This is a genomic window from Streptomyces sp. cg40, assembly GCF_050320165.1.
In the GTDB taxonomy this organism is placed as follows: domain Bacteria; phylum Actinomycetota; class Actinomycetes; order Streptomycetales; family Streptomycetaceae; genus Streptomyces; species Streptomyces hokutonensis.
The window spans coordinates 9786847-9812043 of record NZ_CP190128.1 but is presented as its reverse complement, the minus strand read 5'-3'; the positions used below and the strand labels follow the sequence as shown (position 1 = coordinate 9812043).

The window sequence follows — 25197 nt, the reverse complement described above, 5'->3', positions numbered from 1 at the left end:
GGTGGCCGTGGCGTGGGTTGTCGGGGTCAGGATGCGGGTGCGGGGCGGCTGGTGCGCAGGGCAACACTCAGTGTTTGAGGACCGTTTCCACCTATGTAGACGCGGTTCCCTGTCGTCGCGTCGGTGCCGCCCACCACCGTGGAGTCCTGGCCCGGGTCGTACCGTAGTACCTCGCCGCGGTCCGGTCCGGCGAGGGGTTCGCCCGCCTCGACGTCGACCTCGACCCGGATCTCGTCGTCGCCGACCCGGTAGGTCAGCGGCCCGGTCGTCAGGCACCAGCGGCCGTCGCCGATCGGTGCGGCGCCCGCCACGACTCCCGCTGCGCGGAAGGTCAGTTCGAGGGACCAGGGCACGCGTGGGCCGCTGATGTCGATCCGCAGGTCGACGCCGTCCTCCCGCAGGTCCGCTTCGACGCGGGTCGTGTGGGAGACCTCGTCACGGGGGCGGTCCGCGAAGGCCAGCGCCGCCGAGAAACGTCCCTCGTCCGCCAACTGATAGGCGCCGTCGGCCCGTTGCCGGTCCGGTGGGAGCGGCTGATAGTAGGCGGCCGTCAGGGTTTCGGTGAGCCGGTACCTGTTGTCGGCGAGCTGCTCCATGTCGGCGGCGCGGAACGGGCCCAGGTCGAAGAAGCCCCGGGAGAGGCGGACCGCGTCGAGGATCGCGTCGCCGGCGAACAGCCGTAGGAAGGTGGGGTTGCAGGCGAGGCCCGAGCGGATGCGGCGCTGCTCGGGCACGTCCGAGCCGCCGTACAGGACGCTGTGCGCGGTGGTGGAGACCCGGGAGGCGAGGCGTGCCGTGGTCAAGTACCGGTGGTGGAGCAGGAGTTCCGGCTCCGGTGTCGGCAGTTCGCGGCACAGCTCGGGGGTGAGGAGGGTCGCGGCGAGCAGGTCGGGGTCGTCGATGCCGCCGGCCGCCGCCCAGTGCGCGGCGCGGCTGAGGTCGCCCCGGCCGGTGCGGATCGCGAGCAGTCGGTAGTGCGCGAGGTAGGGGGCCAGCGGGAAGTGCCCGCGCTGGTCCTGGCGCCGCGAGTGGACGGTCTCCACCGTGCCGTCGGGTCTGATGAGGTCCAGGGTCGCGGTGAGGTTGCGCTCGACGGCGTCCCGCAGGTCGGGACGGTCGAGGACGTCGGCAAGGAGCAGCAGCGACGGGTTGGAGACGTGGGAGGCGTAGACGGCGCTGCGCTCGGAGTACAGGCCCTCCGCGTCGATGTCGACGCCCTCGGCGAGCCACTGCTCGACGCGGTCCAGCAGCCGGTCGTCCGGGAAGGAGCGGTGCAGCCGGGCCAGTGCCGCGCACAGTTCCCAGCGGTGGTTGGGGGTGTGCACCCCGCCCGACACAAGGCTTTCGGACGCCGCGCCGGCGATCTCGGCGAGTGCGGCCGTGACGTGGCGCAGTTCCGGACCCGCGCCCGCGGCGAGGACGTGCGCGTCGCACACGTCGTTGACCGTGAACGCGGAGTCCGGCGGCGACTGCACGTTGTCGCCGCCCGCGAAGAGGCCGGTGGCGGTCTGCGCGGCCCGGAGGGCGCCGAGGTGGGCCAGTGCGGCGGCCACGGCATGCCCGCTGCCGTGCAGGGCCGAGTCCGTGGAACGGCAGGCCGCGACCAGAGTCTTCACCCGGCGGGCCAGGGCTCGGTGGGTGACACCGGCGAGCTGCCCGTCGGGGTCGGCCGCCAGCGGGGCGGCCGACCGGTCGGCGGCGCTGGCCACCGCGCGGACGAACTCGTGGTCGAGCGGGGTGGACAAGGTCAGTCCTTCAGTCCGGCGTTGATGTCGGCGCCCATGACATAGCGCTGGAAGACCAGGAAGATCACGATCAGCGGGATCATCGAGATGACCGAAGCGCCCAGCAGGACCGACCAGTTGATGTTCTGCGCGCCGACGATGCTCTGGATGCCGATCTGCACGGTGAACTTGTTCGGGTCGTTGAGCATCAGCAGCGGCCAGATGTAGTCGTTCCACCGCCACTGGAAGGACAGGATGGCCAGGGTCAGCATGATGGGCCGGGAGAGCGGCACCATGATCCGCAGGAAGATCGACAGTTCGCGGGCGCCGTCGATGCGGGCGGCCTCCACGAGTTCGTCGGGGACCGTGATGAAGAACTGGCGGAACATGAAGCAGCCGGTCGCGGTGAGCACGGCCGGGAGGATGATGCCGGCGAACGAGTTGTACAGGCCGAGGTTGCGGACCACCAGGAACTCGGGGGCGAGCATGACCTCGCCGGGCAGCATCGTGGTGGCCAGGATGCAGATGAAGAACGCCTTCAGCCACCTGTTGTCGTACTTGGCCAGCGCGTAGCCGGTGCAGCAGCTGACGCCCACCGTGAGGATCGTCGTGATGACGCACACGATGGTCGTGTTGATGAAGTACTGCGAGAAGTTGGCGCTGCGCCACGCCGCGGAGTAACCCGAGAAGGTGGGGTTGTGCGGAATGAAGGTCAGCGGATACGAGAACAGGTCGCTGGCCGGCTTGAGGGAGCTGAGGATGAACCACAGCACCGGCAGGCCGTAGAGGCACGCCAGGATCCACAGCAGTGTCGTCGCGGGTACGGCCCGTCGGAGACCACCACTGCTCGCGCCGCGGGGTCGCTTCTTGGAAACGGCTCGTCCGGAAGCGGCGTCGACCTTGCGCGGCATGTCTGTGGTTGTCATCGGTTCTCCACCCGCCGGTTGACGATCAGCTGGATGATCGCGACGGCCATCAGGATGAGCATGAGCACGAACGACGCGGCGCTCGCGTAGCCGATCTGGCCCCGCTGGAAGCCGGTCTGGTAGATGTACTGGACCAGCAGGTTGTTCGAGGTCCCGGGTCCGCCGTTGTTGAGGGAGACGAACACCGGGTACTCCTTCATCGCGTTGATCGTGTTGAGCAGGATCACGATGAACGAGGTGGGCGCGATGCTCGGCAGTGTGATGCTGAAGAACTGGCGCCAGGGACCGGCGCCGTCGAGCGAGGCCGCCTCGTAGTACGACACCGGCACGTTCTTGATCGCCGCGATGAACAGCAGCATCGAGAAGCCCGTCCAGGCCCAGGACGCCGCGAACACCACCACGATCAGCGAGAGGTCCGCGTTCGACTGCCACGGGACGGCCGAGCCGCCGAACTTCTCGATGACGTAGTTGACCAGTCCGAAGTTCTCGCCGAACAGCCAGCGCCACAGGACACCCACGACGATGGGCGACAACAGCCACGGGATGAAGAAGATGACCCGGGCGACGGACGCGCCTCTGGCGTGCTTGCTCACCACCAGGTTGGCGGCGAGCAGCGAGAGCGCGAAGTTCAGCGGGACGAAGAGCACGGCGTACAGCAGCGTCCGCGTCAGCGCGTCGTAGAAGGCGGAGTCCCCGAACAGGTTGTGGTAGTTGTCCAGTCCGATGAACTGGAACGCCCCCACACCGGTGTAGTTCGTGAAGGAGTAGACGAGCCCGATCACCGCCGGCCACACGAAGAACAGCGCGAAGAGCACGACATTGGCCGCGATGAGGACCAGCGGCGCGAGGGTGTAGGTGCTGCGTCGTTTCCTGGGCGGCCTCACGGACACGTCCGCGGCGCTTTTTGTCATCTTCCTGACTTCCGTGCTGGTGGATTGATTGCTGTGGGCCCACGCGGTGGGCCCGGCATCACGTGGGCGGCCAGGGCCGGGCGGCGGTGTGCGATCCCGCCGCCCGGGCCCTTGGCCCTACGATCAGCCGCCGACCGCCGTGTTGTAGCCGTCCACGATGTTCTGGAGGGCCTTGTCGACCGACTGCTGGCCGTTGATCGCCTTGCCGAGCTCCGTCTTGGTCGGGTCGGTGGCGAGGCTCTTGCCCTTCAGCACCCAGTTCGTCTGAGCGTTGTTGAAGTAGCCCGAGATCGGCGCGTACAGCGGGATCTCCTCGTTGTACAGCTTGAACGCCGCCTGCGCCGCCGCCGACTTGAAGGGGTACTTCGGGCTCAGGCCGCTCTCGACCGGGAGGAAGCCGGAGGTCTCGACCAGCTCGGTGTACTGCTTGGGCTCGTACACCCACGACAGGAACTTCTTGGCCGCGGCGGAGGCCGCGCTGTTGTTGTTGAAGCCCACCATCATGCCGCCGCTGTTGACGTCACTGGCCTGCACCGGCTGGGCCGGGGTCGGGACGCTCGCCCACTCGAACTTCTTGATGCTGTCCGCGAAGGAGGCGACCTGCCAGACACCGGACCAGTAGGCGACGACGTCACCGCTCTGGAACATGGCCGACGGGTCGGCGCCGCTCGTCCACACCGACTTCGGCATGGTCTTGTCGTCGTTCAGTCCGACGAAGTACTTCACGGCCTTCTTGGTCGCGTCGTCCACCGAGAACTTGCCGGAGGAGTCCGCGTGGACGTACTTGCCGCCCATCTCGTACACCATGGCGCGGAGCCGGGACGGCGACTGGTCGAAGGTCAGGGAGTACTTGGCGCCGGTCTTCTCGCGGACCTTGTTGGCCGCGGCGATGAACTCGGTCCAGGTCCAGGTGTTCGAGGGCGAGCTCGGCACGGCGACGCCGGCCTTCTCGAACAGCGACTTGTTGATGAACAGGCCGGACGCGGTGACGTCCGAGGGGATGGCCAGCACCTTGCCGGACGAGTCCTTGGCGAGGAAGTTGGAGTTGATGTTGTTGGCCTTGTTGCCGCTGATGGAGCTGAGGTCGATCAGCTTGCTCGACCAGATCGGGTCGAGGGCCGGCACGTCGGCGACATCCGGCAGGGAGTTCGCCTGCGCGGCGTTGTGCAGCTTCGTCGGGTACCCGTCGTAGGGGATGTTGACGAGCTTGACGCTGACGCCCTCTTCCTTCTTGTACTGCGCCACCAGCTTCTTCCAGCCCGCGTCCTGACCCGGGACCGTGGAGATCCAGAAGGTCAGCGACTTGGAGGTGCCGCCGGAGCTGGAGCCCGACCCGCACGCGGTGAGGAGCAGGGCTCCTGCCGTGGCCGCGGCAGCGAGAGGAACCATGCGGCGCACGCCGCCGTGGACGAGTCGGCGGGAGCTCCGCACACTCACTCTGGTCATCTTCGATCCCTTTTCTTCGTAGCGGAGGAAGCACGGCGCCATCCGAGGCGGCACAGGTGCATTCTGCAGAAAGGTTCGCTTTCGGGGGGTTCGGCCTCGCCCGGCCTCGCCATTCCGATGGGTGGCATCCCCGGCCCTCTCGGCCGCTGCCGCACAAGCACACCCTGGTGCGGTTGCCGTACTTCTCGTACGGGCGGGAGGCTCACTCCGAGTCGACGTCCCGGCCGACTTAGAAAGCGCTTGTCCGGACATTGGCAGACCGAGTCCGAAGCCGTCAATCCTTCACCCCCGCGGCATCGGTCACGGTTTGGACTCCTCTGGCGACCGCGAGCCGCGCGGCGCCCACCACGGTGCCGAGATCGCCCACCGTGCTGCTCACCACCTCGGTGGGCCAGCTCAGTCGCCCCAGCTCGGTGCGCACCCCGGGCAGCAGCTGCGGGTCCGTGCCGGTGCTGCCGCCCAGGACGATCAGTCCCGGGTCCAGTACGGCCGCCACGGCCGCGGCGAGTCTGCCCACGTCGGCGGCGTGTCGGCCGATCAGGGCGGACGCCGTGCGCTGCCCCTGCGCGGCCAGGGCGAACAGCTGGTCGGCGGTGCCGGGGCAGGGCCCGTCGGTGTCCCGCCAGGCCGCGGCGGCCCGGCGCAGCAGCGAGCGGGCGCCCACGTACTCCTCCAGGGCCTCCCTGCGGGGCTCCACGGCCTCGTCCCAGGGGTAGGGCAGCCGGGCCAGCTCACCGGCCGCGCCGTTCGCGCCGCGCAGCACATGGCCGCCGACGACGATGCCGAGACCGATACCGACGCCGATCCGCAGATAGCCGAAGGTGTCGCGGCCCCGCGCGGCCCCCTCGTGCAGTTCGGCGAGGGCCGCGCAGTTGACGTTGTTCTCCAGGTGGACGGGCACACCGGGCGGCAGGGCGACCGTCATGGCGTCGAACACCGGACCCGCCTTGGCGGTCGCGGGGCGCATGCCGGCGCCCGCCCGGTTCCGCGCGGCGACGTCACCGACGGCGACGACGACCGTGCGCAGCGGAGTGCCCGCGGGCAGCGCGTCGAGGGCCTCGCGCACCGCGTCGGCCGCGTCCTCACGGGACTCGGTGGCCTCGGCCAGCAGGGTGCCGTCGAGGGCACAGCCGCGCACCCGGGTGAGGGCGGGGCCGAGGTCGACGGCGAGTACGGCACCGGCGGCCGGGCCGAGCCTGTATACGGCGGCGTTGCGGCCGGTGCCGCCGGAGGCGGTGCCGGAGTGGGCGGCGAGCCCGACGTTCTCCAGTTCCACGACGGCGGAGGACACCGTCGGCTTGGACAGGCCGGCCAGGCTCGCGAGCTGCGGGCGGGTCGCGCTGCCGGCTGCGGCCAGCACCTCGAACACCGCGCTCGCGCTCTCGGTCAGCCGAGACGCCCGCGCCACGACGTGTTCCACACTTCCCCCAGTTCACAGGCCGCACGCCCGGAGGATCTCCATGGGCCGCGGCGATGGGATGTCCTGGCGTCACGCGGGCCCGGACGTTACGTCCCGTTGTCCGCTGCGCGATGCCTCTTGACGCACTGTACTTCGTTAGTTAACTTCCTAACGAACGTCACGGTACTCGCCTGCCGTGGTCCGTCAGAAGCCCGTCCCGGGGCTTCCCTAGTGCTTCAACTTCCGTCCCCGCGGACACGGTTCGCCCACCGTCGCAGCACAGCGCAACGACGAAAGAGGTTCCGTGCAGGACTCCACGCCCCTCGTGGTCGGCATCGACGTGGGTGGCACCAAGACACATCTGCGTGCCTGCGCGGGCCCGGGTGTCGTCGCCGACCACATCCGTGCCAGCAGCGGCTGGCGGCCGCACGACATCGCGACCGCCGCCGACTGGCTGACCGCTCTGGTCCATGACTCCCTGCCCGCACACGCGTGCCCGTCCGCGGTCGCCGTGGGCGGGCACGCCTGTGAGACGCCCCGCCAGTGCGCCGAGATCCGGGCCGCGCTGGAGAAGCGACTCGGGATTCCCGCGCTCGTCGTGGGGGACGCCGAACTGCTCGTCCCCGCGGCCGGGTTGGACAAGGGGGTCGGCCTGGTGGCCGGCACCGGTTCCGTCGCGGTGGGCCTGCTCGCCGACGGCAGCCGGCTCCAAGTGGGCGGCTGGGGCGCCGTACTCGGCGACGAGGGCGGCGCCGCCGGTCTCGTCCGCGAGGCGGCCCGCGCCGCCTGGGCCGCGCACGACCGGGGCGAGGCCCCGGACCCGCTCGCCCTGGGACTCGTCGAGGCCTTCGCCGTGGCCGAAGTGCCCGCGCTCGGCGCCGCGTTGGAAAGCGCTTCCGACGTCTCCGCCGACTGGGGCCGCCACGCCCGCGTCGTCTTCACCGCCGCCGACACCGGCTCGCTCCTCGCGCGCGAGGTGATAGCCGAGGCCGGCCGGTCGCTCGCCGCACTCGTCGTACGGCTCGCCGAACGCGGCGTCCCCGTCGACGACGTGGTGGTCGCGGGCGGCACCGTCCTCGCCCAGCCCCGCCTGTACGAGGCCTTCACCACGGCACTCGCCGAACGGGTGCCGGGGGCACGGCCGCAGCCCATCCGGGTACCGCCCGTCGAGGGCGCGCTGGCACTGGCCCGATCGATCCTGTGAACCGCACGACTCCCGTTCACCCGGGGGTCATGCGACGGACGCCGAACCCCCTCCGCAGGGACACGGCTCGCCGTAAACCTTCGCACGTACGCGTCAGTAGACGTATGCGCTTTCATACGTCACACGCGTACCCCGAACCACAGCAGATCGCACGACCCCACCGGCCCCTCCGGGCCGTAGAACTCAAGAGAGGCACACACCCATGCCGTCACCCGCCGGGCACCGCACTGACGCCGGTCGACTCGCCGTGAACAGACGTGGATTCCTCAAGACCTCGCTCGGCGCCTCGGCCGGTGTGGTCGCCGCGCCGACGCTGGTCGGCTGGCTGGCCGCCGCGGACGCCAAGGCCGCCACGGCTCCGCTCGCGTTCGTGGACGACTACAAGACGAACGTCAGCACCAATCTCACCCCCGAGACCAACGCCGTGGTGCGGGTCCTCGGCGGCATGGCCCGGATATGGAAGACGGGTGCCGCCTGGAACACCGGCACCCCGCTGCGGCCCGAGATCCTGCGCGCCAACATGCGGTACTGCATCGACCTCACGACCCGCCGCACCGAGGCACAGGCCAAGGAGGCGTTCCTCTACGACCGGCAGCACCAGAGCTACGCGATGATCGCGGGCCTGGGTCCGCTGGCCGACCTCTACAAGTCCGGTGCCCTGGCGGTCACTTCGATCACCAGCGCCCCTGACGGCACCCCGGCGACCACGATCAGCGACGCCGTCCCGGCCGACGCACCGGCCGGATCCGCCCTCGGCGCCGGCTCGCACGCCTCCGCGCTCGGCAAGGTGGCCGAACTCGTCGACACCGTGCGCGGCAACTACGCGTCGGGCAACCCGAGCAAGTACGCCTACCAGTACCCGCGTCCGTGGCGCATGAACGAGAAGAGCGAGGTCGTCGACACCGGCACCGTCGACGCGCTCGGCTACCCGGTCTACGACTCCAAGGTGGTCGTCGCCCCTCAACTCCTGCGCCAGCGCTCGACGTCACCGGTCGACGACGGCGGCTTCCCGAGCGGCCACACCAACGCCTTCCACCTGGCGGGCCTGGCCTACGCGTACGCCGTGCCGGAGCGCTTCCAGGAACTGGTCACCCGCACCTTCGAGTTGAGCCACACCCGGATCATGGCCGGCATGCACTCCACGGTCGACGTCATGGGCGGTCGCATCATGGCCACCGCGCTGGCCGCCGCCACCCTCGCCGACCCGGCCAACGCCGAACTCAAGGCCGCCGCCCGCGCCCAGGCCCTCGCCTACTTCGAGGCGCAGACCGGCACGACGGCGGACACGCTCTACGCGTACGCCCACTCGGCGACCACCGCGACCGACCCGTACGCGGACCGGAGTGCCAACTCCCGTGTGGTGGAGCCCAAGTTCACCTACGTCCTGACCCGCAGCGGCCGCAACACGGCGCTGACCGTGCCCAAGGGCGCGGAGGTCCTGCTGGAGACCCGGCTGCCCTACCTCGACGCGGCCCAGCGGCGCGAGGTACTGCGCACCACCGCCCTGCCCTCCGGCTACCTCCTGCTTGACGGCTTCGAGCAGTGGGGGCGCCTCAACCTCTTCGCGGCGGCGGACGGTTACGGCTCCTTCGACTCCGACGTCGTCGTCGCCCTCGACGCGGCGGCCGGCGGCTTCGGCGCGAACGACGCCTGGCGCAACGACATCGACGGCTGCGGCGGCCTGACCAAGCAGGGCACCGGGACGCTCACGCTGACCGGGCACAACGCGTACACCGGCGGGACCGTCCTCAAGTCCGGTGCGCTGGTGGCCGGTTCGGCACACGCGCTCGGCCACGGCGACGTGAGCGTGCTCGGCGGCACGCTGCGGGTCTCCGAGTCCGTGCAGATCCACGGCACCTACGCCCAGCAGTCCGCCGGCCTGGAGGTCACGCTGCGCTCGGGCCACCAGCCCGCCGTCGAGGTCACCCGGCGCGCGACGCTCGGCAAGGGCAGCACACTGTCCCTGCTGCTCGACGCCGAGCGCCCGCCGGCCGCGGGCTCCACGGTGCGCGTCCTGGGCGCCGCGGCGCTGCGCGGCCAGTTCGACAGCATCACGCTGAACTCGGACAAGCTGCGGGCCGTACCCGTGTATACGGCGGAAGGTCTGTCGGTACGACTCCTGAAGCGGTGACGCCCCTGGTGGCGGGAGCGATGCGACAGTAGGGCCATGACCCGGCTCCGCATCGCTCCCGCCGCCGAGCGGCCGGCCTCACCGCAGGGCGGATGATGGCGCGCGAACAACACTCGGTCCTCGACCCCGGCACGCTCGACGACGGCGGCGCGCCTCCCCCGCCGCGCGCGGCGGAGAGCCGACCGGTCCGCCTCCGCGCCGGGCTGCGGCGCCACCGGCGGTGGCTGCTGCCGCTCCTGGTGGCACTGCTCCTGGCACAGATGGCCGCCGTGATGGTCACGACCGCCGTCCAGCAGACACCGACCATCGACGAGCCGGTGTACGTGGCCACCGCCACCGTCTATCTGCGCGAGCACAGCCTCGACTACAACCCCGAGCACCCGCCCCTCGGGAAACTGGTGATCGCCGCCGGGATCGCCCTCGCCGACCCGCACTTCGACGCCAAGTACAAGGGCGATCAAGGCGAGTTGGGCCGCCATCTGCTGTACGAGTCGGGCAACGACCCCTGGCGGCTGATGTTCTGGGCCCGGCTGCCGGTGATCGTGCTGACGCTGCTGTTCGGGCTGGTCGTCTTCGCCTTCGCCCGTGAACTCGTGGGCGCGGCACGGGGGTTGGCGGCACTCGCCCTCTACGCGTTCTCCCCCGACGTGATCGCCCACGGCTCGCTGGCCACCCTGGACGTGCCGGAGGCGGGCTTCGTGCTGACGTCGGTGTGGCTGCTGTGGCGGGCCCGGCGGCGGCCCCGGCTCTACGTGCCGCTCGCGGGCGCCGCGCTCGGTGCGGCCGTGGCGACGAAGATGAGCGCCCTGCCCGCCGTGCCCGTGCTGATGCTGCTGGCCGTGGCGTCGGTGTGGTCCGCCCGCCGCCCGGCCGACCGCGACGCGCGGCGGCGGACGCTGCTCCTCGGCGCCGCGGGCGCGGTGGTCGTCGCGCTGGCGGCGGTCGCCGTCGTGTGGGCGTCGTATCTGGTGGTGGACCCGCAGCTGCGGTTCGCGTCCACGGAACCGGTGCCCGCCGTGCACGGGCTGCGCGGGCGGGTGGTCGAGCTGCTGCCGTTCCCGCGGGCGTTCCTCGACGGGATGCGCATCCAGTTCGGTCTGGAGGACTACCCGTGGCAGGGCTTCCTGTTCGGGCACCTCTACACCGGGTCCCACTGGTACTACCTGCCCGCCGCGCTCCTGGTGAAGACCCCGCTCGGCATGCTCGCCCTGTGGGCGGCGGGCGCCGTCGCGGTCGTGGCGGTACGGCGGCTGCGGCCGGTGGCGCCCTATCTGCTCGTGCCCACGGGCGTACTGCTGGCCGCGGCGATGGACGGCTCGCGGGACTTCGGTACGCGGTACGCGATCTTCGTGCCGATGTTCCTGGCGGTCGCGGCGGCCTGTGTGCCGGTGCTGCGGTGGCGGTGGGCCGCAATGTCCACGGGGGTGCTGGTGGCGTTCGTCGCGGTCAGTTCGCTGCGGACGTTCCCCTACTATCTGCCGTACTCCAACGAGGCGTTCGGCGGTCCGTCGAAGACCTATCTGCGGCTGCACGACTCCAATGTGGACTGGGGCCAGGACCTCGGCCGGCTCGCCGACCGGCTCCGTGAGCGGTACGCGGGCGAGCGGATCTGGCTGGTCTACAAGGGCAGCGGGGTGCCGTCGTACTACGGCATCGAGTCGTCCGATCCGCGCAAGGTAGGGGTGCGCGAGGTGCACGGTCTGCTGGTCGTTTCGGACACCTCGATCGACAAGGCGCAGGGGAAACTGGCCGAGTTGATCGACAGCAGTCGCCCGATCGATCAAGTCGGTCATTCGATCACCATTTACCGACGCTGATCGCCCTCTGGTCACAACGCTCTGTGAGCTATGTTGAGTGACCGTGGGAGACAAAGGAGGCGGATCCGTGCCATCGCCGCAGCAGGCACGAGCCCAGGCATCCGCGATCACCTCGGGAAAGACCGACCCGGAAGTCGGGGCGGCGCCGACTTCCCAACTCCGCGAACTCTTCGACGGGCCACGGCTGTCGCCGGGTCAGCGGCGCATCGCCCAGTACCTGATCGAGCACATCACCGAGGCCGCGTTCCTCTCCATCACCGATCTCGCGGAACGCGTCGGCGTCAGCCAGCCCTCGGTGACGCGGTTCGCCGCGGCGGTCGGCTTCAGCGGTTACCCGGCGCTACGGGAGCGGCTCCAGGCGATCGCCCTGAGCACCCTCGCGGGCGGCCCGGCGGCGGCCGAGGTCAACCGCAGCAACGAACTCCAGTCCGCGGTCGACGCCGAGATCGAGAACCTGGAGAACCTGCGCCGGGACTTCGCCGACCCGGACCGGCTGATCGAGGTCGGCCGCGAACTGTCGGCGTCCACCCCGCTGACCGTCCTCGGCCTGCGCATCTCCGTCTCGCTGGCCGAGTACTTCGCGTACGCCGCCCGCCGTATCCACCCCGACGTACGGCTGGTGACCAGGGGCGGCAGCGTCGCCTACGACGCGATCCTGCAGTCCCGCGAGGCGGGCGGCACCTGGCTGCTGGCCTTCGACATGCCGCGGCACGCGCACGAGACGCTGACCGCGATCCGGGTGGCCCGCAGCGCCGGCCTCAAGGTGGCCCTCGTCACCGATCTGGCGCTCGGCGCGCTGGCCGACGAGGCCGACGTCACCTTCGCCACCGGCACCGGCTCCCGCCTGGTGTTCGACTCGTACGCGGCCCCCGGCGTGATGGCATCCGCGCTGCTCCAGGCCATGACGGACGCCGATCCCGAGCGCACCCAGGCCCGCCTGGAGGACTACGAGCAGATCGCCGAGCAGCACCAGTTCTTCATGCGGGACTGACCCACCCCTCCCCCCTTTGATCACATCAAAATGGGACACTTCCAATCATTTCACGCATGAATGTTTTCATACGTCTTGCAAAGCGGACGGCATATATAAATACTGCTCACGGATCGCTTCCGGCCCACTCCGGACCCGTTCCGCACCCGTGAGCCCAGCGCTCGCACCCGCCCCGAGAAAGCACCGGTCCGCCCATGCGCACGCCGCTCCACCTGCCGCGCCGGCGACACCCGTCCTCCGGGGCTCCTGCACGGACACCCCCAGCCGCCGTCTCCTACCCGCGTCGGCGCCAGGGGTGTTCGGTCGGGCATCGCCTGCGCGAGCGCCCAGGGCGGCCCCGGTCATCCCCTAGACCGGGGCCGCCCAACACCGTCGAACCATCCCCCGCGACGCCGCACACCGGGAAGCGATGACATGCAACTCACCACCACCCGCATCAGCCAGGACTGGCCCTGTCAGGTCAAGACGCCCGGCAGCTACGACTGGGAGCGCTCGGCCGCCAAGTGGCTGCGCGAGCTGGTGCCGGCCCGCTACGCCAGCTACCCCGCGTTCATCCGCCACCCCGTGCTGCTCGCCCGCCACGCCCAGATCCAGGTCCAGCACGAGATCCGCGTGGCCCGCACCGCTCTCCAGACCGCACGCGCCGACCTGCCCGGCATCGGCCTGCCGGAGTCCGTCATCGAGCACACGATCAAGCTGTACGCCGCCGAAGTCCTCCAGTTGCAGCACATCGCGCGCAGCGTCCGCGCGGTGACCGAGGCACTGGTCGGGCACAGCACGGGACGCTGACCGGCTCCGGGCGCGGGCTCTACTGGCCCGCGTCGAGCGTCGTGCGGGACTCCAGGTCCTTGCGGGTGTCGTCGCCGTAGACGCCGTTCTCGTCACCGCGGATGCCGTACCAGAGCTGGAAGCGGGCGACCGCCTCCTTGAGGGTCGCGTCGAACTGGCCGCTGGTGGAGCCGTTCTCGTAGACGTTGGGGATGCGCAGCAACCGCTGTTCGAGCTCCGTCACCTCGGGGCCGCTGTCTCCCTCGCGGAGGGTGCCGGCGCCGTCGGGGTCGGCGGTGCCCGTGATGGTCGCGGAGGTCACCGGGGTGGGTGTGGTGACCGGCTGCACGGTGCTGGCCTCGCCTCTGCCGGGCAGCAGCAGGGCACAGGCGAAGCCGACCAGGGCGGCGGCGCTGACACCGATGGTGATGGCGGCCCGGCGGAGTCCCGGGCCGAAGGGGCTGTCGCCCGGTGCCGGGCGCAAGTCACCGCGTACCGGCGGCAGTTCCTGTGTCTCGTCGTCGGAGCCGGAGAACGGGCGGGGCAGCGGGACCGACTCGAAGACGGAGGAGTCCCGGCGGGTGTCCCGCATCAGCTCCGCGAGGTTGTCCGAGCGGCGGCGGCGCAGCACACGTGCGGGTTCCAGTACCGGGCCGCCGGACGAGGCTCCCGGTTCGGGCGGTGTAGACACACTGCTCTCCTTCCGTTCCGCGCGCACGGATCTCCGCCATTCCCCTGGAGAGATACGCGCCCACGGCCTCAGGAGTTCAGCTCACGCTCCGACGAACCGGTGCAACGACGCCTTCAGCGCCGCGACGAACGCGTCCCGGCGCGTCTCGTCGAGTGCCTCCAGGGAGAGGTAGGGGTTCAGGTCCTCCAGCTCGACCAGCAGCAGTCCGCCGTCGGGGGCACGGCAGGCGTCGACCCGCTGGATGCCGTGGTCGATGGTGTTCCAGTCGACGAACCGCTGCGCGAACTCCAGGTCGGCGGCGGTGGGTTCATAGGTTTCGAGCCGCCAGCGCCGCCCGGTGTCCGGGGCGTACAGGGCGTACTGGAAGTCGTGGTCGACGAAGTAGAAGGACACCTCGTACGAGAAGTCGACGCACGGCTGGACCAGGACGCTGCCGTCGGCGAGGGCCGGGAGGCGGTCGGCCGGGACGATCTGAAGACCGATCGAGTCGGCGCCGAGCTTGGGTTTGACCACATACCGGTCGGTGCGCGGGAGCCGGTCCAGGTCCTCGATCCGGTCGACGGTCGGGATGACCGGGAAGCCGGCGGCACCGAGGTCGAGGAGGTACTGCTTGCCGGCCATGTCCGCCCGGCCCGACAGCTGGTTGTAGACCCGGGTTCCGGCCTCGGTCGCGCGCTCGCGGAACGCGTCGTACTCCGTCTGGTACCCGAGGACCGGACCGCTGTTGCGGACCACGACCGCGTCGAACGCGTCCATCAGCCCGAACGCGTCCATCAGCCCGACCGCGTCCAGCGGATGACACAACGCCAGGTCGAAGTCCTCGCGCAACCGGGAGGTGAGGCCGATGTCCTCGTCGCAGTAGCGGCGCCCGCGGGCCTGGTACGCCAGGTCGGTGACGTACAGGACGCGGGGGCGGGCCGGGGACGGGGAGGGCATGCCGGTTCTCCTTGGGTGAGGTGTCGAGTCGGCCGAGGGCGGGGAGAGCGTTCGCGCGTAATGATCAAAACGGTCGTGCCGGATTCACCGGGTGGGCGGTCCGCCTCCGCAGGAGGCCCGGATCCTCAACTCCGGGAGGAGTTCCACGTGTTGACGCGGGGCGGGCCGTGCTCCCTTCCCGCGCTCGGCGAGCCGGGACAGCAGCAGCTTCGCGGCCAGCTCCCCCACCGACCGCTTCGGCGGGGCGACGGCGGTGAGCGGGACGTCGGCGAGCGGGGCGACCTCGTCGTCGTAGGCGACGAGCGCCAGGTCGTCGGGGACGCGGATGCCGAGGGCCTGGAGCCGGGGCACGAGCACGATCGCGTCCTCGTCGCTGTGCACGAGGGCGGCGGTGACCCCGCGTCGGCGCACGGCGTCGGCCAGGAAGTCCACGCTCGCCTCGTAGTCGCCGTGTTCACGGACCGAGGGGGCGCCCGGGGCGGTTTCGAGGCCGAGGAAGCGTACGGCCGACCCGTAGCCCTCGATGATCCGGGCGGCGTGCGGGCCCTCCTGGAGTACCGCGGTGATCCTGCGGTGTCCGAGGGCCGCGAAGTGGCCGACGGCGACCGCGGCGCCGTGGGCCCGGTCGGTGCGCACCCGGTCGAGGGCGGCGGCCGGGTTGCCGGGCGGGGCGGAGCGTTCGACCAGGACGGTGGGCACGCCCCGGTCCACGAGCCACCGCTCCTGGCCGTCGACGGGTACACCGCCGGACCAGCTGGGCGTGACGAGCAGTCCCTGCGCGCCGCCCGCGAGCAGATGCCCGGCCTGTACGGCGTCCTCCGTGTCGACGTATCCGGAGACCCCGAGCACCAGCCGGCCGCCCTGGGCCCGGACGGACTCGCGGGCGCCGCGCACGATGTCGGCGAAGATCGAGGCGGTGGTCGGCACGATCATTCCGATCACCGGGCCCTCGGCCGGCTCCCGTCGCACCGGCGGCTCCACGACGCTCTCCCCCGGCCACACCACCGCGCCGTGCAGTCGCCGCACCCGGCCCTGGCCGGCCAGCGTCTCCACGTCGCGCCGCAGGGTGACGGCGGAGACGCCGAGTTCCGCGGCGAGTTCGGCGACCCGCAGGCTGCCGCGCTCCTTGACGAGTTCGAGCACCCGCTCATGGCGCTGGTCGACGTGAAGTCGCATGGGTCCCCCTGATGGCACTGCCGGTCGCCGTCACTCTATGCCTCGGACCGTATCGACCGTCTCGATCGTCTCGACCGCATCGGTCGGCGCACTCCGTCGTGAGCCTCAGTGACCCGTCTCAGGGGACTCAGTTCCCTTTCGGTGGCGCACTGAGTGCCATCCGTGTCGGCCTGGTGCTACGTTCCCGTCCATGAGCTCCAAGCCGCCCATGCGGGACGCCCTGGTCGCGGCCGCCTTCCAGCTGTTCCTGGAGCGGGGCTACGAACAGACCACCATCGACGACATCGTGGCACTGGCCGGGGTCGGACGGCGGTCCTTCTTCCGCTACTTCCCGTCGAAGGAGGACGTGGTCTTCCCCGACCACGAGCGCTGCCTCGCCGACATGACGGCGTTCCTCGCCTCCGGCGGCGACGAGCACGAACCCGTCCAACGGGTCTGCGACGCGGCCCGGCTCGTGCTGCGGATGTACAACGAGAACCCGACGTTCTCGGTCCAGCGCTACCGCCTCACCAAGAAGGTGCCGGGACTGCGCGCGTACGAACTGTCGGTGGTGTGGCGCTACGAGCGCGCCCTCGCCGACTATCTGCGCGGGCGCTTCGCCGGGCGGCCCGACGGCACCCTCCAGGCCGATGTGATCGCCGCCGCCGTGGTCGCGGCGCACAACAACGCGCTGCGTGCCTGGCTGCGTTCGGCCGGGCAGCGCGACGCGGCCACCGAGGTGGACCACGCCCTCGGGTATGTGCAGTCCGCCTTCGGGAATCCGCCGGCACCCGTCGCCCTGGTGCAACAGCAGCCCGAGGACGTCGTGGTGGTCGTCTCCCGGCGTGACGCGCCGCTGTGGCGCGTGGTGCAGGAGATCGAGTCCGCGCTCGGCCGCGACTGAACCGGAAAATACGAGGGTACGCAGTATCTTTACGCCTGGCACTGAGTGCCATACGCTGTGGTCGTGCACGGTGGCACGGTGAACCGCGCACACGCGTGCCCGGCTCGGCCGCGCACGCGGGATTCCGGCCGAGCGCAGGGAGTTGACAGCGTGTACCACCACTCAGGATTCGCGACCCGTCCGGCAGCCGGCTCCCCGGCGGGCGTACTCGAACCGCACGGCCCGGACGGGGACACCATCCTCTTCCAGCGCTGCACCTGGTGCGGCACCTCGATGTACCACCGGCTCCTGTGCCCGGTCTGCCAGGGCGGCGACCTGCGCACGGAGCGCAGCGAGGGCACCGGCACGGTGCGCCACTCGACGGTCGTGCACCGCAACACCCCCGCCGCCCGCAATGTGTCGCTGATCGAGATGGCCGAGGGCTTCGTGGTGCGCGGCCGGGTCATCGGCCACCCCATGGGCATCCACAGCGGCGACCGCGTGCGGCTGTCCACGGCCAAGGACCCGGTGCGGGGCGAACCGGTCTTCCAGCTCCTCGACGAGCCGTACCGCGCCTGGCACTGACCGCCGCCCCGGCCGGCAACGGTCGGCAACGGTCGGCAACGGGTTCCTGAACGGCCGTGCCGCACGGCCGAGTTCGGGCCCGGCCGCCGAAGATCGGCCGAATCCTCCTCCACAGGCAACCCACAGGCTCCCCTTCCCGTCCTCCGGGGCGCGAGGGGCTCCCGGGACCGACGGGACGCCCGCGTCTGGGGTTCGAGGAGGAGAACACATTGTTCCGTGCCCGGCGAATATGGGTCACGGCCGCGGCGGTGCTCGCGGTGGCGGGAGGGGTGTCCGGGTCCGCACAGGCGGTACCACCCTCGGACACCGGACCGTTCACGACCACGGCGACGGCCGACGACGGCACTCTGCCACCGGGTTGGCGGATCACCGGGAAGGGATCCGCGCAGCAGTTGGTGTGGCGCTCGGGCAGGCAGGTGCCCATGGGGGACGCCCGGGTCGAGTTCCACGCCGGTGGCCGGCTCCTCGGCGTACCGAGACCGGCGAAGGACGGACGGACCTTTCGGCTCGGCCTCGACGCCGCCTCGCCCGGAAAACTGACGGACCTTCAAGTAGTGGCCGGTGGACGACGGTTGGACGCCGCCGGTGACACCAGCGGTTCCGACACGGGCCGTTCGGGGGCAGTCGCCCGGCCCGCCGCTCAACTCCCGGCCGCCGCCGTCGATCCCGGCAGGCCGGGTACGTACCGTACGACGACCGGCGAGTACACGCTCGACTCGGTCCGGCTGCCCGGGTACGCCACGCCGATCGAGATGAAGGCCGTCGTGGTCGCGCCGAAGGGCGCCACCGGCAAGCGGCCGCTCGCGCTGTTCCTGCACGGCCGGCACTACACCTGCTACAAGCCGGGCACCGAGGACATCACCGGCGACTGGCCCTGCCCGACCGGCACCAAGTCCGTGCCGAGCTACCGGGGTTATCTGCGCGACCAGCGACTCCTCGCCTCCCAGGGCTATGTGACGGTGTCGATCTCCGCGAACGGCATCAACGCCCAGGACGCCGATGCCGAGGACGCCGGCGCGCAGGCCCGTTCGTCGCTGGTCCGGCTCCACCTGGGCCACTGGGCCGACTGGTCCGCCCACCCGGGGACCGCTCCGGCGGTCGTGCGCGACGCGCCGTCGGCCGACCTCTCCCGCGTGCTGCTGATCGGTCACTCGCGTGGGGGCGAGGGCGTCAACCGGGCGGCGATGGACAGCCTCTATCCGCCGCCTGCCGCGCAGGACGGGTATCACGGCCCGGTGCGCTGGAAGATCCGCGGCACCGTCCTCATCGGCCCGACGATCTTCGGCCAGAACCCGGTGGCCGACGTGCCGTCGGTGACGATCCTGCCCGGCTGCGACGGTGACGTCTCCGATCTCCAGGGCGAGGTGTACGTCGACGGGACCCGTGGAGTCAGCCGGGGCACCGCACTGCACAGCGCGGTCTACGTCGAGGGCGCCGACCACAACTTCTTCAACACCGAGTGGACGCCCGGCCAGGCGCAGGCGCCCGCCGAGGACGACTTCTACAACGACCCCGACCAGCGGGACGCGGTGTGCTCGCCGGGCACCGCGACCCGGCTGACCGCCGACCAGCAGCACAAGGCGGGCTCCACCTACATCGCCACCGCGGCCCGGCTGTTCGTCGCCGGTGACGACCGGGCGCGCGAGCTGCTCGACGGCTCCGGCCGCCGGGCGCCCTCGGCGGACCCCGCGCGGGTCCTCACCCACGCGGTGGGCGCCAACCGCGGCGCCGGCTTCCTGCCGGACGGTCAAGTCACCGTCTCCGGCGGCAAGTTGTGCTCCGCGGTGGATCCCGACCCGGCGGTCGCCTGCCTTGGCCCCGACACCAAGGGCAGTTCTCCGCACTTCGCGTCCTGGGAGACCTCGAAGGAGGCGGGCCGCCGCGCGCTCGCGCTGAAGTGGTCCGCGGCCGGTTCGGCGGTGACGGTACGTCCCGACAAGCCGGTCTCCCTCGGCGGCGCCAAGAGCCTCGCCCTGCGGGTGATCGTGCCGCCGAACACCACCGGCACCCAGCTCGACGTGTCCCTGACCGACACCTCCGGCCACCGCGCGACCCTCGGCCGGGTGCGCGTCGACGGCCTGCCCGGCACCGAGCGCACCGCCTCCTACTGGGCACGCGAGGTCCGCGTACCGCTGACCGCCGCCTCCGGTGCCGGGCTCGATCTGCGCCACATCAAGTCCCTTGCCCTGACCCCGCGTTCACGCTCGGGCCAGGCCTGGCTGATGGACGCCTGGGGCTGGCGCCCCGGCACTCCTGCGGTCACCGCGGCCACGCTCCCCCGCGTCGACATCGGCCGGCTCACCGTCAAGGAAGGCGACTCGGGCGTCAAGACGTACCACGTCCCCGTCCAGGTCTCGGGCCGGGGCAACGGCCAGGTGCGCCTCTACGTCGCCGACCCCGCCACCGGCCAGGCCACATCACGGCTGGTGACCGTACGGCCCGGCGGCCACGACATCGACGTGCCGGTGAGGGTCGAGGGCAACATCCGCTTCGACTACGGCAGTCAGCACGACATCTTCGTGAAGGCGGTGCACGGCGCGGTGATCGGCGCCCACCGCGGTGGGGTGACCGCCGAGAACGACGACCCGATGCCCACGATCACCGTCGCCCCGGTCGCCGACCGGGTCACCGAGGGACAACCCCTCAAGTGGAAGGTGACGCTGTCCACGCCGGCCGACGTGGACATCTACGCCGCCTTCGCCGTCCAACCGGTCACCACCGGGCCGGAGTTGTCCACCCTCGACGTCGACGCGCAGTGGCTCCGCGAGAACTCCGGGGAGGAGCCCGCGCCGGAGCGGCCCCTGTCCCAGGTGCCGAACCTGGCCCTCTGGACGACCGTTCCGGCGGGCCAGTCGAGCGCGGAGATCAGCCTGCCCACCATCACCGACCAGGTGACCGAGCAGCCCGAGTCCGTGCTCTTCCGGGCCATGGACGACAACGGCGACCCGGTACCCAACGGCCCGGTGCTGACCGGCACGGTGCTCGACGCGTCGTAGCCGACCGCCGTACGAAATGAAGGGGCCGCAGCCCGCAAGCTGCGGCCCCTTCGCCGTGCGGTCGGTCAACTCGCCGGTTTGGTCCCGCCGTTCATCTTGGCGCGGTTCTCGGTGAGGAGTTCCTGGACACGCTGTTCGATCTCGCGCGGGTCAAGGCCCAGGGCGGCTCCGATGTGGGCCGACCACACCTCGGAGCGGAGGTTGGTCTCGAAGTCGAGGTCGGCGCGGACGTTCTCGCGCGCCGCCTGCCGGTTCTGGCTCACCATGACGAAGGTCGACAGGAAGATGGCCTCCAGGCTGACGATCATCGTGAGCAGTCCGTACGGGTACGGGTCGAAGATCCCGGCGTGCCCGAGGAGCCCTTCGTTGAGGGCGATCCAGACGGCGAACCACAGGGCGTGCAGATAGACGAAGAGCATGGTGCCTGCGAAGGCGGTGATGGCGTCGGCGACCCGGTCCTGGGTGCTGCGCATCCGGGCGAAGACGATCCGCTCCTGCCGCAGCCGCAGGTCGGCCGGGTTCAGCGCGGGGTCCACGGGCGCTCCCTGGGTTCGGTGTGCACGGGGTCCGCCCTCAGGCCTTGAGGGTGACGCGGATGCCGATGGTGCCGTCGAGGCCGCGGCGCAGCCGGCTGCCCAGGAGCGTGAGACGGCCGGTGAGGCCGTACTTGCGCTTGATGAGGGCGCGGTAGTGGGCGGCGGTCTCGGCGTCGGTGAGTTCGGCGGTGGCGGGGACCTGGTCGCCGGTCGGGTTGCCGCGCAGGTCGCAGGGGCCCACGAGGACATCGCCGCGGGCCCGGATGCGCTTGACCTTCCAGGAGTCGGCGACCGTCCACACCCCGAGGGTGTCGCCGTCGCGCACCACCCACACCGGGGTGGGGACCGGGGAGCCGTTCTTGCGGTAACTGGTGATCAGCAGGTACTGGCCTGCGCCGAGCCGGTCCAGCGGGGTCTCGTCCATGGTCGGCAGTCTAAGCACCCGAGGGTGCCCGCAGGAGATCGAGATACCGGCGGGCGAAAAGGTAGGCGTCTCCGGGCCAGCGCGCCGACAGATAGCCGCCGTCCTCCACGACGAACGCGTGGCTGTCGTCGCTCGCGGTGCCGCGCCGGGTGAGCTCCCTGGGCCCTCGTTCGAACTGCGTGCCCGGGTCGTCGAGTGCGGCCCGCACCTCGTCCTCCACGTAGGCCGGGTAGGTCCGGTAGTAGCGGGCGAGGCGCCAGGCGGTGGTCAAGTAGGCGGTGCGTTCCATGTACTTGGGCAGGCAGGTCGTACGGCGAGGACGCTGCGGCCGGTGGCCGGGTCCTGGGTGCGGGCGAGCACGAGGACGCCGTGGCAGATCGCGCCGACCGGGCGGCCGAGGGACCAGAACTCCCCCACTTTCGCCCGCAGTTCGGCCGAGCCCAGGTACTGGCGCATGCCGGGTGCGTGGCCGCCCGGCAGCAGCAGGCCGTCGAACCCGGTCACGTCCACGTCCGCCCAGGCGACCGTTGCGCCGAACTCCGGTGCCTCGGTGAGCTGTTGGTAGAACCGCTTGGGTTCGTCCTCGGCGCCGAGCTGCCCGAAGAGAACGCCGGTCAGCAGTCGGGGATCCGCGGCGGGCCGGGTCCCGGCCACCTCGGTGGCGAGCACGACCTCGTGCCCGGCGTCGGTGAGCAGCCGCCAGGGCACGGCGACCTCGGTGACGTCGAAGTCGCGGTCGGGGACCGGCATCAGCACGCGCATGGGCTCATCATGGCAGCCGACCGCCAGGTGTTCATGACAGCCCAGCAACCCTGCCCACCCCAGCACGGCGCCCCGCTCACCCCAGCGCCGCCGCCATCCGCCGTACCGCTTCCGTGATCACCTCCGGAGACGTCGCGAGATTGAGCCGTACGTGCCCTGCACCACCGCTCCCGAAGTCGACGCCGGGGCTCAGCGCGACCCTGCCCCGGTCGAGGAAGACCCGCGCCGGGTCGTCGCCGAGACCGAGTTCACGGCAGTCCAGCCAGGCGAGGTAGGTGGCCTCGCCAGGCCGGTACGCGACGGCCGGCAGGTACTCGGCGAGCAGAGCGGTCAGCAGTCTGCGGTTGTCGTCGAGGCCGGTCAGCAGGGCGTCGAGCCAGGCGGTGCCGTCGCGCAGGGCGGCGGTGTGGGCGATGACGCCGACGTGACTCGGGCCGTGGCCGACCTCCTCGGGCATGCGGGCCAGGTCGTCGGCGGACGCGGGGCCCGCGACGGCCAGGGCGGCCTTGAGGCCGGCGAGGTTCCATGCCTTCGACGCGGACATGAGCGACAGTCCGCGCTCCGCGCCCGGCACGCTCAGGTAGGGCACGAAGGCGGCGCCCGCCGCGACGACCGGTGCGTGGATCTCGTCGGCCACGACCCGCACGCCGTACCCCTCGGCGAGGGCGGCGACGGCGGTCAGTTCGGCGGCGGTGTGCACCGTGCCGGTCGGGTTGTGCGGGCTGCACAGCAGATAGGCGGCCCGGCGCCCGCCTTCGGCCGCGCGCCGGAACGCGTCCTCCAAGGTGCCGAGGTCGAGGCGCAGGTCCGCACCCAGCGGGGCTTCCACGACCTGCCGGTCCATATGGGTCACGAACTGGAAGAACGGCGGATACACGGGCGGGTTCAGCACCACCGGATCGCCCGGCCCGGTGACCAGCCGGAGCATCTCGACGACGCCCAGCATGACGTCCGGCACGATCCGGGTGCGTGCCACGGCGAGCCCGTCCCAGCCCCAGCGCTTCTCGGCGAACTCGGCGAGCGCCTCCGCGTAGGCCGTGCCGGCGGGATAGCCCGTGTCACCGAGGGCGAGCGCGTCCGTGACCGCGCGGACCACGGCGTCGGCGAGCGGCACGTCCATCTCGGCCACCCACAGCGGCAGCACGTCCTCGGGGTAGGTGCGCCATTTCATGCTGGTACGGCAGCGGAGGCGGTCGAGGGTGAGCGCGCGCAGGGGATTCGATTCACCGGCCGCGGCCTGCGGGTTGCTGGTCATGAGGCCCAAGATAGGGGGACCGCGACGCGTGGGCGACGGGCCGCGCCGGGCGCCGCCGGGGCCAACTCGGCCGTTCGGAGCGCCTGTTGTGGCCGGCGGCTGAAGCCGATCTTCCAGACGGTGAACAGGAGGGTGCCGGGCCACGTATGGAGGAAGGGCACCTCAACGACCGGAGGGCCCCGCGGTGTTCGGCACCGCACGTTCGGGGTTCGGGAGCCAGGCATGAGGCACGCACGACGACGGGTCGTCCGGCGAGTGACACGGTTGACGGCCGTCGGCGGACTCCTGCTGGGAGGTGCCATGGTCACCCAGGCGGCCATGGCGAGTGACACCCCGGCCAGGGACGCCGCCACGCTCAGCGCGCCGCAGACGCCCGCGGACAAGGGTTCCGCTCTCGTGGCGAAGCTCGGTTCGGCCCGTACGGCGGGCAGTTGGGTCGACTCCGGCGGCCGTACGGTCGTCGCGGTGACCGACAAGGCGACGGCGGCCGAGGTGACGAAGGCGGGCGCCGAGGCGAAGGTCGTGCCGTACAGCATGAACCAGCTGAAGTCGGCTGCCACCACGCTGAGTTCGGCGCCCAAGATCGCGGGCACCGCGTGGGCGATGGACTACCGGAACAACAAGGTGATCGTGGAGGGCGACAGCAGTGTCTCCGCCACCAGCTGGGCCGCGATGACGAAGGTCGCGAAGAGCATCGGCGCCTCGGTGGAGATGCAGCGCACGCAGGGCAAGTTCACCACCCGGATCAACGGGGCGCAGCCGATCCTGTCGACCGGCGGCCGTTGCTCGGCGGGCTACAACGTGACCAACGGCCAGACCGACTTCATCCTCACGGCCGGGCACTGCGGCCCGGTCGGCTCGATCTGGTTCGCCGACAACCAGGGCGACCAGCAGCTGGGCAAGACGGTCTCCGACAACTTCCCCGGCAGCGACTTCTCCCTGGTGCAGTACGCGAGCGGTTCGGCCGGTGAGGGCGCGGACGTGGTCGCGATCGGCAACGGCAGCGGGGTGACGATCACCGGCCTGGCCGACGCGGCCGTGGGCGAGAAGGTGTTCCGCAGCGGCAGCACCAGCGGGCTGCACGACGGCGAGGTGACCGCGCTCGACGCGACGGTGAACTATCCCGAGGGCACGGTGACCGGCCTCATCCAGACCACGGTGTGCGCCGAACCGGGCGACAGCGGCGGCCCGTTGTTCTCCAACGGCATCGCGCTGGGAGTGACCTCGGGCGGCAGCGGCGACTGCAAGGCGGGCGGTACGACGTTCTTCCAGCCGCTGACCAAGGCGCTGGCCGCGCTCAACGTCAAGCTGCTGGTGGCGCCGAAGACGGCCGCCTCGCCCGCGCCGTCCGCCTCGGCGGCAGGCAGCGCGGCAGGCACCGGTTCTTCGGTCACGCCCGGGACGTCGGCTCCGGCGACGAACACCACGGCGGGCACGACGACCCTGGCGTCCCGGCTGACGAACCCCAAGAACGTGGGCCCGGGGCTGCTGGTGATCGCGGGAAGTCTGATCGCGCTGGTGGCGACGCGCTGGATCCGCGCGGAGCAGGACCGCAAGGCCTTCCAGCGGCACTATTCGGCCATGTGGGGCTGATCACTCGGGGAGTGCGCCGCGGGTGATCGTGGGCTGTCGGGTCGGGTCGACGGGGGCTCGACCG

The 25197-nt window shown here is 71.2% G+C and carries 22 protein-coding genes; 9 read left to right on the top strand and 13 right to left on the bottom strand.

Annotated features, from left to right (window positions below):
* Positions 1 to 26: 26 nt before the first annotated feature.
* From ACQHII_RS44315 to ACQHII_RS44295, 5 genes are all read right to left on the bottom strand, one after another.
* Positions 27 to 1745, bottom strand: a complete 1719-nt coding sequence (locus ACQHII_RS44315; protein ID WP_427924583.1) for a hypothetical protein — start codon at positions 1743 to 1745, stop codon at positions 27 to 29.
* 2 nt (positions 1746 to 1747) lie between these two features.
* Positions 1748 to 2650, bottom strand: a complete 903-nt coding sequence (locus ACQHII_RS44310; RefSeq protein ID WP_427924582.1) for a carbohydrate ABC transporter permease — start codon at positions 2648 to 2650, stop codon at positions 1748 to 1750.
* Positions 2647 to 3561, bottom strand: coding sequence for a carbohydrate ABC transporter permease (locus tag ACQHII_RS44305; RefSeq protein ID WP_427924581.1), 915 nt, complete (start codon positions 3559 to 3561; stop codon positions 2647 to 2649). Before ACQHII_RS44305 ends, ACQHII_RS44310 begins: the two co-directional genes overlap by 4 nt.
* A 123-nt stretch (positions 3562 to 3684) precedes the next feature.
* Positions 3685 to 5007, bottom strand: coding sequence for an extracellular solute-binding protein (locus ACQHII_RS44300; protein WP_427924580.1), 1323 nt, complete (start codon positions 5005 to 5007; stop codon positions 3685 to 3687).
* A gap of 274 nt (positions 5008 to 5281) precedes the next feature.
* A complete protein-coding gene (locus ACQHII_RS44295; RefSeq protein ID WP_427924579.1) occupies positions 5282 to 6415 on the bottom strand; it encodes an ROK family protein in 1134 nt (377 codons plus the stop codon).
* A gap of 295 nt (positions 6416 to 6710) precedes the next feature.
* On the opposite strand from ACQHII_RS44295, the gene ACQHII_RS44290 reads away from it, so the two are divergent.
* The 5 genes from ACQHII_RS44290 to ACQHII_RS44270 all read left to right on the top strand — a co-directional run bounded on the left by ACQHII_RS44290 (position 6711) and on the right by ACQHII_RS44270 (position 13338).
* Complete coding sequence (locus ACQHII_RS44290; protein ID WP_427924578.1) at positions 6711 to 7610, top strand: N-acetylglucosamine kinase; 900 nt, start codon at positions 6711 to 6713, stop codon at positions 7608 to 7610.
* Between the two features lie 202 nt (positions 7611 to 7812).
* The gene (locus tag ACQHII_RS44285; protein ID WP_427924577.1) at positions 7813 to 9741 is read left to right on the top strand and encodes a phosphatase PAP2 family protein; all 1929 of its coding nucleotides are present in this window, start codon (positions 7813 to 7815) and stop codon (positions 9739 to 9741) included.
* 92 nt (positions 9742 to 9833) lie between these two features.
* Positions 9834 to 11558: an ArnT family glycosyltransferase gene (locus ACQHII_RS44280; protein ID WP_427924576.1), complete on the top strand. Its 1725-nt coding sequence runs from the start codon at positions 9834 to 9836 to the stop codon at positions 11556 to 11558.
* A 67-nt stretch (positions 11559 to 11625) separates the two neighbouring features.
* Positions 11626 to 12549, top strand: a complete 924-nt coding sequence (locus tag ACQHII_RS44275; protein ID WP_427924575.1) for a MurR/RpiR family transcriptional regulator — start codon at positions 11626 to 11628, stop codon at positions 12547 to 12549.
* 414 nt (positions 12550 to 12963) lie between these two features.
* Positions 12964 to 13338 carry a hypothetical protein gene (locus ACQHII_RS44270; RefSeq protein WP_019064417.1) on the top strand — a complete coding sequence of 125 codons (375 nt, stop codon included), beginning with the start codon at positions 12964 to 12966 and terminating at the stop codon, positions 13336 to 13338.
* A gap of 19 nt (positions 13339 to 13357) precedes the next feature.
* Here the strand turns inward: ACQHII_RS44270 and ACQHII_RS44265 are convergent, their stop codons facing one another.
* From ACQHII_RS44265 to ACQHII_RS44255, 3 genes are all read right to left on the bottom strand, one after another.
* A complete protein-coding gene (locus ACQHII_RS44265) occupies positions 13358 to 14008 on the bottom strand; it encodes a peptidoglycan-binding domain-containing protein (RefSeq protein ID WP_427924574.1) in 651 nt (216 codons plus the stop codon).
* An 81-nt stretch (positions 14009 to 14089) separates the two neighbouring features.
* Complete coding sequence (locus tag ACQHII_RS44260; RefSeq protein WP_427924573.1) at positions 14090 to 14944, bottom strand: hypothetical protein; 855 nt, start codon at positions 14942 to 14944, stop codon at positions 14090 to 14092.
* Positions 14945 to 15028: 84 nt separating this feature from the next.
* The gene (locus ACQHII_RS44255; protein WP_427924572.1) at positions 15029 to 16120 is read right to left on the bottom strand and encodes a substrate-binding domain-containing protein; all 1092 of its coding nucleotides are present in this window, start codon (positions 16118 to 16120) and stop codon (positions 15029 to 15031) included.
* A 208-nt stretch (positions 16121 to 16328) separates the two neighbouring features.
* Between ACQHII_RS44255 and ACQHII_RS44250 the strand changes: the two genes are divergently transcribed.
* The 3 genes from ACQHII_RS44250 to ACQHII_RS44240 all read left to right on the top strand — a co-directional run bounded on the left by ACQHII_RS44250 (position 16329) and on the right by ACQHII_RS44240 (position 20563).
* Complete coding sequence (locus tag ACQHII_RS44250; RefSeq protein ID WP_427925541.1) at positions 16329 to 17003, top strand: TetR family transcriptional regulator; 675 nt, start codon at positions 16329 to 16331, stop codon at positions 17001 to 17003.
* Positions 17004 to 17153: 150 nt separating this feature from the next.
* The gene (locus tag ACQHII_RS44245) at positions 17154 to 17567 is read left to right on the top strand and encodes a Zn-ribbon domain-containing OB-fold protein (RefSeq protein ID WP_427924571.1); all 414 of its coding nucleotides are present in this window, start codon (positions 17154 to 17156) and stop codon (positions 17565 to 17567) included.
* 209 nt (positions 17568 to 17776) lie between these two features.
* The gene (locus tag ACQHII_RS44240; RefSeq protein WP_427924570.1) at positions 17777 to 20563 is read left to right on the top strand and encodes an alpha/beta hydrolase family protein; all 2787 of its coding nucleotides are present in this window, start codon (positions 17777 to 17779) and stop codon (positions 20561 to 20563) included.
* Between the two features lie 65 nt (positions 20564 to 20628).
* Here ACQHII_RS44240 and ACQHII_RS44235 read toward each other — a convergent pair whose 3' ends face one another.
* The 5 genes from ACQHII_RS44235 to ACQHII_RS44215 all read right to left on the bottom strand — a co-directional run bounded on the left by ACQHII_RS44235 (position 20629) and on the right by ACQHII_RS44215 (position 23540).
* Positions 20629 to 21099, bottom strand: coding sequence for a DUF1003 domain-containing protein (locus ACQHII_RS44235; protein WP_427924569.1), 471 nt, complete (start codon positions 21097 to 21099; stop codon positions 20629 to 20631).
* Between the two features lie 37 nt (positions 21100 to 21136).
* Positions 21137 to 21523 (bottom strand): PPOX class F420-dependent oxidoreductase, encoded by a 387-nt coding sequence (locus ACQHII_RS44230; RefSeq protein ID WP_427924568.1) that lies wholly within the window; start codon positions 21521 to 21523, stop codon positions 21137 to 21139.
* Between the two features lie 10 nt (positions 21524 to 21533).
* Complete coding sequence (locus ACQHII_RS44225; protein WP_427924567.1) at positions 21534 to 21812, bottom strand: hypothetical protein; 279 nt, start codon at positions 21810 to 21812, stop codon at positions 21534 to 21536.
* Positions 21791 to 22285 carry a type 1 glutamine amidotransferase domain-containing protein gene (locus ACQHII_RS44220; RefSeq protein WP_427924566.1) on the bottom strand — a complete coding sequence of 165 codons (495 nt, stop codon included), beginning with the start codon at positions 22283 to 22285 and terminating at the stop codon, positions 21791 to 21793. The genes ACQHII_RS44225 and ACQHII_RS44220 overlap by 22 nt, the downstream gene beginning before the upstream one ends.
* Positions 22286 to 22361: 76 nt before the next feature.
* Positions 22362 to 23540, bottom strand: a complete 1179-nt coding sequence (locus tag ACQHII_RS44215; protein ID WP_427924565.1) for a MalY/PatB family protein — start codon at positions 23538 to 23540, stop codon at positions 22362 to 22364.
* A 222-nt stretch (positions 23541 to 23762) separates the two neighbouring features.
* Here ACQHII_RS44215 and ACQHII_RS44210 point away from each other — a divergent pair, with 222 nt between their 5' ends.
* Positions 23763 to 25133, top strand: a complete 1371-nt coding sequence (locus ACQHII_RS44210; protein ID WP_427924564.1) for a S1 family peptidase — start codon at positions 23763 to 23765, stop codon at positions 25131 to 25133.
* Positions 25134 to 25197 lie beyond the last annotated feature (64 nt).